Source organism: Fulvivirga imtechensis AK7 (assembly GCF_000331535.1).
In the GTDB taxonomy this organism is placed as follows: Bacteria; Bacteroidota; Bacteroidia; order Cytophagales; family Cyclobacteriaceae; genus Fulvivirga; species Fulvivirga imtechensis.
In genome coordinates this window covers 24,811-37,747 of sequence record NZ_AMZN01000052.1, presented here as the reverse complement: position 1 = coordinate 37,747, position 12,937 = coordinate 24,811, and the positions used below count along the sequence as shown (strand labels likewise).

The window sequence follows — 12,937 nt, the reverse complement described above, 5'->3', positions numbered from 1 at the left end:
AAACTTTGAAACTTTCCTGAAGCTGTCTTGGTTCAGGCTTTACAAAACAGAATTTACCTCTATATTTGCCCCTTTTAATTTATTTTTTACTTTATGGTCTCTAACCTCCTCCTGATCATTTTTCTTGTCTGCGCAGGTATTCAAATAATATATTTTCTGATTTTCCTTATTGGTTTTTACCGTTATAAACACCAAAAAACTGCTAATCAGCCTCCTGTCTCCATTGTGATAGCAGCTCATGATGAGGAGGAGAATTTGAAGAAACTGCTCCCCAAATTATACGCGCAGCAATATCCGGAATTGGAAGTAATTGTAGTGGAGGACCGGAGCAATGACAACACCTACGACCTCCTTCTGGCGGAAACAAAAAAAGAACCCCGACTAAGAATGGTCAAAGTGAATCACACTCCCGAAAATTTCAACGGCAAAAAATACGCCCTGACTCTGGGTATCAAAGCTGCGAAATACGATCAGATACTGCTTACTGACGCAGATTGCGAACCTAACAATGAACACTGGGTGGCTACTATGGCTGCTGCTTTTAGCGAAAGCACCCAATTCAACCTCGGTTTTTCCTACTACACCCGGACCAAAGGCTTTCTCAATTACTTCATCAGGTTTGAAACACTTTGGACAGCCATCCAGTACATCGGGTTGGCGCTTGCGGGCAAACCCTACATGGGTGTAGGCAGAAACCTGGCATATCGAAAATCCCTTTTTATTAGCAAGAAAGGATTTAACCCTCACCTTGGCGTTACAGGAGGTGATGACGACTTGTTTGTAAACCAACATGCAGGAAAAAGGAATACCCGGGTGACTATTGGAGAAAATGCTTTGGTGTATTCTCAACCAAAAACCGACTGGAAATCGTTTTTTAGGCAAAAAGTGCGACATTTGTCTGTAGGGAAGTACTATAAAGCAGCAGATAAGATCATTTTAGGTATAATTCCATTAACACAAATATTATTTTGGTTAATTTTAACCATCCTGTTCAGCTTACGTATTGAATTATATATAGTGGCGGGTTGTTTTTTAATCAGAACTTTGATGATTTACCTGACGTTTAACATAGCCAGGAAAAAGCTAGGCGTCAGGTTTAATCTTGCAGGCTTACTATTTCTGGACATAATTTTTGTCATTTATTATTTTATTACGGGCGCGACAGCACTATTTACAAAAAGGGTTAGATGGAGTTAAAAAAGCAGTTCTCTGACAAAGCGTTAGAAGATTTTCGACTTATAGACCAGGCAGTGAAAGAAGGTGAGGAACAGGCTTTCGCTTTGCTGATGGACAGGTATAAAAGGCCAGTCTACCATATGATTTTAAAGATGGTAAGAAACGTTGATGATGCAGAAGACCTTACTATTGAGGCATTTGCCAAAGCTTTCAAAAATCTCCATCGCTTCAAAAAAGACTATACTTTCAGTACATGGCTATTCCGCATAGCCACCAACAATGCTATTGACTTTATCCGTAAAAAGAGGCTGGAAACGATGAGCCTGGATACATCCTTCACCGATGATAATGGCGAAGCTGTGCAGATAGATGTAGAGGATAGAAACCTGAACCCTCAGGAGGTGGCTATTAAAAGCCAAAAAGTGGAGCTCATTCAGATGTTTGTCACCAAACTTCCGGCAAAATACCAAAAGCTTGTCAGACTCAGGTACTTCAAAGAATATTCTTATGAAGAAATTGCCGAAGAACTTGATGCACCATTAGGCACTGTAAAAGCTCAGCTTCACAGAGCCAGGGAGTTGATGTATGATCTTGTAAAAAACAAAAAAGACCACCTGTAGACCCATCCATGAAATAACCATGGAGAATCATACTCCTATGGAATTCGAGATTTCAGAAGCTACTATTGACGATATCATTAGCATATCACATCAGATACCTGAGTTTCACGACCCTTATGGTCGCCAGGAATATGAAAAGCGATTAAAAGAGGTCCCTTTTCTGGCTCTAAAAGCAGTTTGCAAAGGCAAAGATGCAGGCTTCAAGCTGGGATATGAAATGAACAAAGATTATTTCTATAGCTGGTTCGGAGGCATTTTGCCGGAATACAGGCAAGCCGGCATAGCCCATGCACTGGCTACAGCACAGGAAAAATGGGCAAAATCAAAAGGTTACAAATTTATACACCTGAAGACAAGGAATATGTTTAAACCTATGCTCATATTTGCGCTTAAAAATGGTTTTAACATTCTTAAAATAGAAGAAAGAGAAGATATTCGGGAACATCGCATTCTTCTGGAAAAAAGCATTCAATGAATTCTGATATTATTTTTAGATATTTTCCCGACCTGTCCGCAGAGCAAAAATCTCAGTACACTGCCTTATTCGACCTATATCGCAATTGGAATAATCAGATCAATGTCATATCCAGGAAAGATATTGATGAACTTTATGTCCGGCATATATTGCATTCATTAGGTATAGCCAAGGTTATGCAGTTCAAGTCCGAAACAAAGGTACTGGATGTTGGAACAGGTGGCGGCTTTCCCGGTATTCCCCTGGCCATTATGTTTCCCGAGGTAAATTTTCACCTGGTCGACTCTATCGGCAAGAAAATAAAGGTAGTGCAAAATGTAAGTGAGGCCCTCGCACTGAAGAACCTGACAGCAGAACAAACCCGTGCCGAGCAGGTTGAGGACCAGTATGACTTTGTTGTCAGCCGGGCTGTTACGCGCTTGAAACCATTCTACCAGTGGGTAAAAAATAAATTCAGAAGAGAGTCATTCAACGACCTGCCTAACGGCATTCTTTATTTAAAAGGCGGAGACCTTCAAGACGAACTGAAAGAAGCTAAAAAGAAATATCAATTGTACGACCTTGCAGCCTATTTTGAAGAAGATTTTTTTGAGACAAAAAAGGTGGTTTATGTGCCTGTTATTCCTTAAATAACAAACCATTAGTGGTGCCCCATCGTTTTCTTTTTAGCAGTATATTCAGTACCTTAGATAACTAAATTATTTACCCATGTCAGTACATTTAGCGAGAAGACCAATTACTGTGGAGGAATATTATCGTATGGCGGAGGTAGGTATCCTTACCGAAAATGATAAGGTCGAATTAATTCATGGAGAAATAATTGAGATGTCGCCTGTAGGAAGTAAACATGCAGCCGTTGTAGATCGGATAAACAATGTTCTAAAATCACTCATTAAAGATAGAGCGATAATCCGGGTACAAAGTCCTGTTTTGCTCAATGATCTTAATCAGCCTGAACCGGACGTTACCATATTAAAGCCATCAGACAATTATTATTCAGAATCACACCCTGGACCAGACGACATTTTTATATTAGTTGAGGTAGCTGATTCTTCCCTCCCTTATGACCGTCAAATCAAGCTTCCTCTTTACGCGTCAGCCGGGGTCCCCGAATTCTGGCTTGTTAATCTTGAAAAGCAGGAAATTGAAATACACCGTTCGCCCTCCAAAAATGTGTATAAGAAGATTGAGATATTTCAACCGGATGACGACATCTCATGCTTTGATCATAAGGTCAATGTAAGATCTTTATTAGGTGCTTAACGTTTCTCGCATACCATAGAGCTTGCCTTCATCACATCAAATCAATTAAGAATTCCGTAAAATAAACTTCACAAAACCGTAACACCATTTTATTTGAATTAGCCCGGTTTTTTTCCTAATTACATGTCCCTTTAAATTCAGCATATGATTGATTTTCAACGGACTGCCTCTACAAAAAAGCTTAAACTATACGAATGCCCGGTAGTTGCGGCTACAGTTGATACCCTTAGGGAATATGGTGTATTGATAGATCATTTTGAGGATTTGCCAGAGCCTGGTGGTGACGACAAAGACAGTAGTGTTTTCAATTATTGGTGGAAGGGAAATCTGTTTTATAGCGAAAATGAAACAACAGGTAAGGTACTTCAGACCGGAGCATCATTGTTTGAGGCTGATGGGTCGCCATTAAGCAGAGACAAGATATACATGTGGGAAGCTTTTAGCCCCGGAAATGCTCATCAGCTCTTTTATCCTCTCAGAGGGGAAGATTACGTTCTACCCCTGGCCAAAGGAGACAATGTTTACCCCGAAGACTTTACGGCATTTTATATAACTGGCGGAATGGGAGTGTACCTTCACCCTTCGGTTTGGTGTAACGGTATAATTCCATTAACTGAAAGAGCCAGCTTCTATCATCAAATAAATGGCACAACGACTAACATGGGCTTCAATTTTTCAAAGAAACTAAATACACTGTTTGTCATACCCCTGCAAAAAATCAAGGAACAATTTTGTTAGTGATAATTCCTGCCGTTGAGTTTCATAAAAAGAACAGGAATGCATTGCCGGCCAGATACAGCAAAATGATCATAAAACTTTCCCATCCGATTTTGCCAATTCCTTTTTCTTCCCGGTGCAATAGCCCCAGAATTAGAGTGCTGGTCATAAGTATAGTGAGCCCTATGATGTAAACCTGCTCATTTGCAATGGCATGTAATATACTGCCTTTGGTATAAGCTACATCTGCAAAGGCCACAAACAGTACATCAAAAGTGTTACCTCCTATTATGTTTCCCACCGCCAGAGTAAGCGCCTTTTGACGAACTGCAGCAATAGATACAATTAACTCAGGCAATGATGTGGCTACTGCTGTAAAAAATGCTCCGACAAAACTTTCAGACAAGCCTGTTTTACCAGCTATGACAATACCCGATTTAGCGATAGTGTAGCCACACACTGCAACTGCTATAGCCAGGATCGCAAACTTCACTATCACCTTTTTCTTATTTAACCTTTTTATGCTTTCCTGATCTTGCTCATCTTTAACAGTAGCCTTTGTCTCTCTCGGCCTCCACATGGGCCTATTTCTTGCTTTGGCAATCATCCTTGTTCCAGCTATATAGAGTACCACTAACAGAATAGAAAGCGGATTGACATTAAATACAGAAATCTCGGGACCGGAAATACCTACCAGGACTATAGCGAGCAACCCGATCAGCAAAAGCCCCTGCATCAGGTTGGCTAAGGAGGCTGCAGCATGCTCAAGGTTTATTTTTGGGTATGATATATCCGCAACAACCAAAAACACCGTTTGCGCGGCAATCCCTCCTATGGCATTGCTGATCGCCAATTGGGGATGATCCTGGTAAGCTGCCACTACAGAAGTAATGATGCCCGGCAAAGAAGTAGTACCTCCCAAAAAAACTGCACCAAACACTGCTTCACCCCAACCGGTAAGGTCTGCCAACTCATCGGCAGCCCGGGCCAGCCTGGTTCCTGCAAAAGCTATAACAATGGCTGAAGCTGCAAAAACTACAATACTCAAAATAAGACTCATAAAGCTTTTACAGTCCTAACTTGCTCATCGATAAAATTGTTTGAGGTTGACATAAAACCTCAAATTCCTTATTTTAGTAGTTAAGCCTGGATCATCAGGTTACTTTTTAAGTATTGATCTCATTCATTTATAAATAATCAATAAATTTTGCTACAACTTCTCAAGAAATACGTTTTCTTTTTATTCCTGTTTATCCTGCCATCCATAACTTTTTCCCAGGGAAAAATCTCTGAGGCGGTTGAGTTCAACAATAAGCACATCCCCAGGATACTTGAGAAAGAAATAAAAAAGGCGTTATCTTATTTTCCGGAGTTAAAATATACGGCTATAGACTTCGTGGTGAAAAACAATATCAAAAACAATGTAATGCAGGCTCAGCCCCGCGTACGTACATTGTTCAAGAACAGGCTTAAAAGAACCTATAAAATAAAAATAAGCCGGAATTTGGTGCTCAATGATACTATAAAGGCCATTGAGAATGTGCCGACAGAGATCATTGTAGGCTGGATAGCCCATGAACTGGGACATATCATGGATTATCTCGACAGAAGTGCTTTTCAGATGATCGGCTTTGGCTTCAGGTATGTTACCTCAAAACCCTTTCTTAGAAAAGCCGAGCGCAAAGCCGATGTCTATGCCATACGGCACGGGCTCGCTGATGAGATCATAGAAACAAAGAAGTTTATTCTTTACCAGGAAGACCTAACAGATGCCTATAAAGAGAAAATCGACCGGTTATACATATCTCCGGAAGAAGTGGAAGCCATTCAGGCAGAAATAGAAAGTAATGAAACTCTGTAGTAAGCCCCTCTGTAAATAAATATCCCGCGTTATTCCTGTAAATCCACAACCATAACTATGGGCAGGTGATCCGATGCGAATTTATCATTGAAGAAATCGGCTATTGTTTCATAATCCTGCACTTTTAGTTTGCGAACAAACATGTAGTCAATACGAGGAAATTTTTCGGGAGACGATAACTCAAAGCCGCTGAATGTTCCATCAGGCCCATAAACCGGATGGGCAGAAGCCACCTTTGCATCCTTAAGTTTCTCAGTTAATATTGCATATGGTGGCGCTTCAGGGGTGGCATTGAAATCACCTGAAAGAATAACGGGAGCCGGTCCGGCAATTTCCCCTATTTTTTTCACCACTAGTTGAGCACTATTTTCTCGTGCCTTCACTCCAATGTGGTCAAAATGCGTGTTAAAGAAGTAGAAAACCTTGTTGTTCTTCTTATCATCAAATTCCCCCCAGGTAACAATTCTCGGTAGATTGGCATCCCAGCCCTTTGAGGGTGTTTCAGGTGTTTCCGAAAGCCAAAAAGTACTGTTTTCTCCCAACTTAAAGCGATCCTTTCTATATAAAATAGCGGAATACTCCCCCTGATCCACTTTGTTATCCCTGGAAATACCTATGTAGTCATAAACCTGAAGCTGCTCCAATAAAAAATCCAGTTGGTGCTTCTCCGCTTCCTGAAGCCCCAGAAGATCCGGATCGTAATGCCTGATCAACCGCACTATATTGTCCCTTCGCTGCTTCCATCCGTTTCCCTGCTCATAGTCGGTCTGGCTATCATAACGAATATTGAAAGTCATCACCTTTATCGGGGTTTGTGCATTGGTAAATGTTGAAGCAATCATTAATCCTAATACAAATACTACAAGCTTGGTCATATCTAATAGGGCTAGTGGCACCACAATTAACAACAGTTTTTTATATATTGAAAATAAATTTTACGATAACAACCCTGTGAAGCTATAAGCACTTGCTGCCGAACAACCTATTTTAAAAAATGTTTTGTATATCTGTAGCAATAGTATACCAGATGGCTAGAAAGCACCTAAATAAGCAACAAATTATTGAAGCAGCAAAAAAACTTATTTCTGCCAAGAGAGATGTTATAGCCTATTCTAATAATCAAACCTCAAGAGAAGAGTTGAATGACCTTTATTAATTTCGACTCAAATACCTGCTACTTTCAAACAGTAGCTATAATCATCTATTGTTTCAAACACATGCGCCCTGTCATAGCAGACTAGCTTCAAGACGGCACCAGCAAAGATTCCTTGTATTTTTTATACAGCCACTCCTTCCCTTCCTCAGCAGTATCTACCAGTTTCATCTGACGGCCGGTAAAGGCAATGATAGAGTTCACCATCAGCCGCGACAGCGCATTCAACCCACAAACTGCCGTAGCTTTTGAATGTGGATTGTTCCTTTTTACAGTTTCCTTGATCTTTTGAATCAGATTGGAATTAAAGCGGGCATCAGCGGCATTCACAAGTGAGTACACCGATTTCAACGGCATTTGTGAGATAATTTGTTGATTGCGATCAAACACCTCAATGGATTCTTCGGGTGAAGCCCCGGATATGTCTGTATAGACAATATTTAATTCATTGTACTTGATTACGATACAAGAAGCCATAAACCACAAACAAAAAATTTAACATAGGAACGAATTATAAAAAAAATCAAAATGATCATGATTAACAAATACTATTTCACCAGTAAAAGTACGTGAAGCTATCACTCACCCACTGAAATAAAAATGAAAGAACAAGTTAATTGCAATACATGATCAGTTATTTTTTGCCAATTCATTAAAAATACTTACACGAAATGCTGTAACAAATCATAGCAAAGTTTAAAAAGTATTTCTCAATGAAGCATGATCTGTTAGGAAAATTTCAAAGTTTTAGATCTGAAATTAAAAATCAGAAAATAGCCGTACTAATGTGCTATGAATATTCTAAATTGTAAAGTTAAAGATGTCAGAAACAGCAACATATGTTCTTACCCGATGAAAAAATAGTCAGGTCATTGAAAAAAGGTAATGAATCCGCCTTTCGTATGTTATTTGACAAATACCACCGAAAGCTCTACCATTTCAGTAGAAAAATGGGTCAAAGCCATGAAGATGCAGAGGGTATTATACAGGAAGTATTCATCATAGTGTGGAAAAACAAGGCTACCCTTAACGAAGAACTCTCTCTCCCTGCCTATTTATTTACCATTACAAAACGGGTAGTACTCAAAAAAGTAAAAAGAAAGATCCTTGAGGATGAGTACCTCGCCAATCAGCAAAATTCACAATCCCACTTCCATCAACAAACCGAGGATTATATCATTTTCACCAATCTGCTGGATCAGGCCAATAAAGGGCTGGACCAGCTCTCCCCTGGCCGTAAACAAATATTTATGCTCAGCAAACAGCAGGGCTTAAGCAATGAAGAAATTGCGGAAAAACTAAATATTTCTAAGCGAACGGTAGAAAATCAACTCTACAGGGCTACAAAAGAACTGCGAGACTTTATGGGACCCGATTTTAAAGAAAAATAATTTTTTTATTCAATAGTGTGAGTAAATAACGCGCCTCAAGGTAATATATATAAAAGGCGCAAAACATTATTGAATGAAATCGAACAAAGACCTGCTCAAAAGGTACCTGGAAGGATCTTGTTCTGAAGAAGAACAAAAAGAAGCTTTAAAATTATTAGCCGCTGATGACGCTGACCAATGGCTGGATGAATTGGCTGATGAAGCCTGGCTGGAAGCTTCGGCTGCGGACCCGGCTCCCGGCATTAATTCTGACCAACTGTATAAGAACATCAAAAAGGAGGTGTATCTGCCTGCCGCTGATGCCAAACATTATTCCATAAAGCCGTGGTTGTATGCTGCTTGCATCTCTTTGGTGTTAATGTTTACTTTTTATTTCATACAAAGGCAATCAGCCAATATTCCTGGCCCGGTCGTTCCTGAGATGGTGGTAAAAAGCACACCTGCCGGCATGAAATCGACTATTCAGCTTAGCGATGGCTCTAAGGTAACTCTTAACTCAGGAAGTAAGATATCCTATTTAAAGACCTTCACCGATTCCAGCAGGGTCATTACGCTGGAGGGAGAAGCTTTTTTTGAGGTGGCAAAAGACAAAACACGCCCTTTTTCTGTGATCGCCAATGGCACCACCACTACAGCCCTGGGCACTTCATTTAATATCAACGCCCGGGATCAGGTATGCAAAGTATCACTGGCGAGCGGTAAGGTTATAGTTATTCCTCAAAAGGATGATACCGGTGTAGAGAAAACATTTGTGCTCAGCCCCGGAGAAGCGCTGGAGGTGAACACTGTTACACGTACAGCAATGAAAACTGTTTTTGATCAGAACAAAGACCTCCTATGGAAAGAAGGGGTACTTTATTTCAAACAAACTTCTATAAAACAGATCATCAACACTCTTGAACTATGGTATGATGTAGAATTCGAGATTACAGGAAAGTTTGATCTCAACAGAAAATATACAGGTCGCTTTGAAAATGCCAGTCTTACCCATGTACTGGACAATATGAGCTATGCATTAGACTTTGAATATCTCATTCAGGGTAAAAAAGTGATGATCATACGTCAGGATAATTAAATATCACCTATGAACAGGTCTTACACGGTAGTTCTTCTAGTGGCTTTAATGATAATGGTAACCAATGTACTTGCCAACGATAAGCCATTTCAGGCAAAGAGTGTAAAAGATGTTTATATCGACCTGCACTTGAAAAATTCAAGCCTGAAGGAAACATTCAAAAAAATAGAAAATAAAACAGAGTTCAGGTTCCATTATTGTGATGATGACCTTCGTACGGACATTTACCTCACTAAAAGCTATTCACATACATCCATAGCAGAGATCCTGGGTGATATTTCCAGGGCTGCCCGGTTAAAATTCAGACAAATCAATCAGGATATCAGTGTAAATAAGTTAAGATACAGGGACCGACATGATGACCCTGTTGAAGTGGATATGCTTAACAAACTTGTCACCGTAACCGTTTTCGATGAAAAAAATCATCCCCTTCCCGGTGCAAGTGTCTTGATAAGGGGTACCACCACAGGGGGTACTACCGACCTCTCAGGCCAGTTGACGTTAGCCATTCCCGATGAAGCGATACTTGTGGTTAGCCATATCGGTTACAAGATGCAGGAAATCGCGGTGGGAGACAGAAGTGCAGTTTATGTCTACCTACAACTGGATGAAGCCCGCCTTCAGGAAGTAGTGGTGGTAGGAAGCAGAAATATGAACAGAACCGTACTTGAGACACCCGTTCCTGTGGATGTGATCTCAGTGGATGAAATTGTAAAAGAAGCCCCACAGGTGGAAGTAGCTCAAATATTAAATTATGTGGCCCCGTCCTTTTCTTCTAATCGCCAGACTATAGCAGATGGCACCGACCATGTAGATCCTGCTTCCGTGCGAGGATTGAGTGTAGATCACGTGCTGGTGTTGATCAATGGAAAACGGAGACATACCTCAGCCCTGGTCAATGTAAATGGTTCTGTTGGTCGTGGTTCCGTTGGCACTGATCTCAACACTATCCCTGCAGCCGCTATCAAACGGATAGAAGTATTGCGGGACGGTGCGGCTGCACAATATGGCTCTGATGCCATTGCAGGTGTTATTAATATAGTATTGAAAGACAATGTCAACCAGCTCTATTTTTCGGGGACTGCCGGCCAGACTTACGAGGAAGATGGTAAGACTGCACAGTTTAACGTTAATTACGGTTTTAATATAGGCGAAAAGGGGTTCATCAACCTCACCGGACAATACCAACACAGAGGCAGAACTGACAGAGCAGGCAAATGGGACGACACTGTTTTTAAGACTACGCACCCTACTGATGCTGATGGCAATCCTGTTAAAGGTCTTTATTCCGAACTTTATGAAGCGGGCGATTTCAGTCCATTTGACCTGGGCCAGCGGCTGACACAAGAGGAGGCCGATGCCATAAATGCTGCCAATGCCATTACCAACAACCTGACAGCACAAGAGGAAGAAGCCCTGATCAACCAAAATGGAGGAAGAAGGGCCTTCACTATGAAAGTCGGCCAATCTGAAGCCATTAATACAGCTTTGATGCTGAATTCCTCTTTTGAAATTGATAACAATAAAGAACTTTACATCTTTGGAAGTCTTAACTCGCGTAACGGTCTGGCAACGGGTTTTTACAGGTTACCTAATCAGGATCGTACCCTCACTACCGTTTATCCTAACGGCTTTTTACCCGAGATCAATACTGTTATTTTTGACGGTGCAATTACCGGTGGTTTAAGAGGAGATATCGGACAATGGAATATAGACCTGAGCAATACCTATGGCACCAATCATTTCACATACCTGGTTACGAACAGCCTCAATGCCTCACGAGGCAACAGCACGCCCACCTCTTTTAATGCCGGGGGCTTCAGGTTCTCGCAAAACACTACCAACCTGGACTTCAGCAGGTATTTTGAATACGCCCTTTCAGGTATAAACCTAGCCTTTGGTTCCGAATACCGTGTGGATACATATGAAATTTTTGCCGGGGAAGAAGGCTCTTACCGAAACTATGGCAACGTAGATGTTATTGACACGCTTAATGATGGCACTCCTTTTAGCAACGGCTTCAACCAGGAAAATATCTTCTATAACAGACCCGGAGGCGCACAGGTTTTCCCTGGTTTGCAGCCGGGCAATGAGTTGACAGAAACACGTTCCAATATTGCCCTTTATACAGATATCGAGTTCAACTTCAGTGAGAACTTCTTCGTTGACGCTGCCGTCAGGTATGAAAACTACAGCGATTTTGGAAACACCTTTAACTGGAAAGCAGCAGCCCGCTTGGCAGTAACAGAGGCGCTGGCACTACGGGCGGCTGTAAGTACCGGCTTCAGGGCACCTTCCCTGCCCCAGCGTTATTACAACAGCACATCCACCCTGTTCTTTCTGAATGCAGAAGGGGTAAACGTGCCTAATGAAATAGGCACATTTAGAAATGATTCACGCATAGCTAAGCTATTCGGTATCCCCAACCTCACAAATGAAAGCTCACTGAATATTAGTGCGGGTACCACATGGAGCCTGATGGAAAACCTGGATTTCACCCTCGATGGGTACCTCGTAAAAGTTTATGACCGGGTAGTGCTCACGGGCTCTTTCAGCTCCAGTAGCAGCGATGAAATAGCAGCAATTCTTGCTCAGGCCAACGCGGGATCAGCTACATTTTTTGTTAATGCCATTGACACCGAAACCAAGGGTATTGATTTTATCCTTACTCACAAAAAATCAATCGGGGCCGGCACGTTGAAATCCTCTCTGGCAGGTAACTTCACCAGCACCGAGGTAGTAGATATTCACATACCACAGACTCTAATGGGAGCCCCCGATCAGTTTTTTAACCGTGAGGAAAGAAACCGGTTTGAAGATGCCCTGCCTCAATCAAAGATCAACTTATCATTAAGCTACAGATTTAAGAAAGTCCATGTAAACCTGACCAATGTTCGTTTTGGAGAAGTCTGGGCCCGTACTGACAATAAAGATGCTGATGGTAACTATATAGACCAAAAATTTGAGGCCAAGGTAGTGACAGACCTCAGCCTGGGCTATGACTTCACCTCGCATTTGAATCTGACTGTGGGTGCAAATAACCTGTTTGACATCTACCCTGATGAAAACAGAAAAGAGTTCAGGAGCAATGAACGCTTCGTTTACTCGCGGAGGGTTACCCAGTTCGGATTCAATGGTGGCTTCTACTTCGCCAGATTCAATTTCACCTTTAACTAAACCATTTTTAAATATGACTAACTAAAGCA

General features: G+C 41.3%; 13 protein-coding genes. 10 read left to right on the top strand and 3 right to left on the bottom strand.

What is annotated here, in order from left to right; genetic code table 11:
• Positions 1-93 precede the first annotated feature (93 nt).
• The 6 genes from C900_RS15860 to C900_RS15835 all read left to right on the top strand — a co-directional run bounded on the left by C900_RS15860 (position 94) and on the right by C900_RS15835 (position 4,272).
• The gene (locus tag C900_RS15860; protein ID WP_040496913.1) at positions 94-1,197 is read left to right on the top strand and encodes a glycosyltransferase; all 1,104 of its coding nucleotides are present in this window, start codon (positions 94-96) and stop codon (positions 1,195-1,197) included.
• On the top strand, positions 1,188-1,796 hold the full coding sequence (locus C900_RS15855; RefSeq protein ID WP_009581061.1) for an RNA polymerase sigma factor: 609 nt from the start codon (positions 1,188-1,190) through the stop codon (positions 1,794-1,796). Before C900_RS15860 ends, C900_RS15855 begins: the two co-directional genes overlap by 10 nt.
• Before the next feature lie 19 nt (positions 1,797-1,815).
• Complete coding sequence (locus tag C900_RS15850) at positions 1,816-2,271, top strand: GNAT family N-acetyltransferase (protein WP_157494053.1); 456 nt, start codon at positions 1,816-1,818, stop codon at positions 2,269-2,271.
• Positions 2,268-2,900, top strand: a complete 633-nt coding sequence (gene rsmG / locus C900_RS15845; protein WP_009581056.1) for a 16S rRNA (guanine(527)-N(7))-methyltransferase RsmG — start codon at positions 2,268-2,270, stop codon at positions 2,898-2,900. The genes C900_RS15850 and rsmG overlap by 4 nt, the downstream gene beginning before the upstream one ends.
• 79 nt (positions 2,901-2,979) lie before the next feature.
• Positions 2,980-3,534: a Uma2 family endonuclease gene (locus tag C900_RS15840; protein WP_040496912.1), complete on the top strand. Its 555-nt coding sequence runs from the start codon at positions 2,980-2,982 to the stop codon at positions 3,532-3,534.
• A 144-nt stretch (positions 3,535-3,678) separates the two neighbouring features.
• A complete protein-coding gene (locus C900_RS15835; RefSeq protein ID WP_009581052.1) occupies positions 3,679-4,272 on the top strand; it encodes an ureidoglycolate lyase in 594 nt (197 codons plus the stop codon).
• Between the two features lie 22 nt (positions 4,273-4,294).
• On the opposite strand, the gene C900_RS15830 is transcribed toward C900_RS15835, so the two are convergent.
• Positions 4,295-5,311 carry a sodium:calcium antiporter gene (locus tag C900_RS15830; RefSeq protein ID WP_009581050.1) on the bottom strand — a complete coding sequence of 339 codons (1,017 nt, stop codon included), beginning with the start codon at positions 5,309-5,311 and terminating at the stop codon, positions 4,295-4,297.
• A 147-nt stretch (positions 5,312-5,458) separates the two neighbouring features.
• Here C900_RS15830 and C900_RS15825 point away from each other — a divergent pair, with 147 nt between their 5' ends.
• Positions 5,459-6,112, top strand: a complete 654-nt coding sequence (locus C900_RS15825; RefSeq protein ID WP_009581049.1) for a hypothetical protein — start codon at positions 5,459-5,461, stop codon at positions 6,110-6,112.
• Positions 6,113-6,141: 29 nt separating this feature from the next.
• Here C900_RS15825 and C900_RS15820 read toward each other — a convergent pair whose 3' ends face one another.
• Both C900_RS15820 and C900_RS15815 read right to left on the bottom strand, forming a co-directional pair.
• Positions 6,142-6,987, bottom strand: coding sequence for an endonuclease/exonuclease/phosphatase family protein (locus C900_RS15820; protein ID WP_009581048.1), 846 nt, complete (start codon positions 6,985-6,987; stop codon positions 6,142-6,144).
• Positions 6,988-7,355: 368 nt separating this feature from the next.
• The gene (locus tag C900_RS15815) at positions 7,356-7,742 is read right to left on the bottom strand and encodes a hypothetical protein (RefSeq protein WP_009581046.1); all 387 of its coding nucleotides are present in this window, start codon (positions 7,740-7,742) and stop codon (positions 7,356-7,358) included.
• A gap of 362 nt (positions 7,743-8,104) precedes the next feature.
• Here C900_RS15815 and C900_RS15810 point away from each other — a divergent pair, with 362 nt between their 5' ends.
• The 3 genes from C900_RS15810 (at position 8,105) to C900_RS15800 (ending at position 12,908) form a co-directional block, all read left to right on the top strand.
• On the top strand, positions 8,105-8,656 hold the full coding sequence (locus C900_RS15810; protein ID WP_009581045.1) for an RNA polymerase sigma factor: 552 nt from the start codon (positions 8,105-8,107) through the stop codon (positions 8,654-8,656).
• Positions 8,657-8,729: 73 nt separating this feature from the next.
• Positions 8,730-9,731 (top strand): FecR family protein, encoded by a 1,002-nt coding sequence (locus tag C900_RS15805; RefSeq protein ID WP_009581044.1) that lies wholly within the window; start codon positions 8,730-8,732, stop codon positions 9,729-9,731.
• Positions 9,732-9,740: 9 nt separating this feature from the next.
• Complete coding sequence (locus C900_RS15800; protein WP_245558446.1) at positions 9,741-12,908, top strand: TonB-dependent receptor; 3,168 nt, start codon at positions 9,741-9,743, stop codon at positions 12,906-12,908.
• The last annotated feature ends 29 nt before the right edge of the window (positions 12,909-12,937 follow it).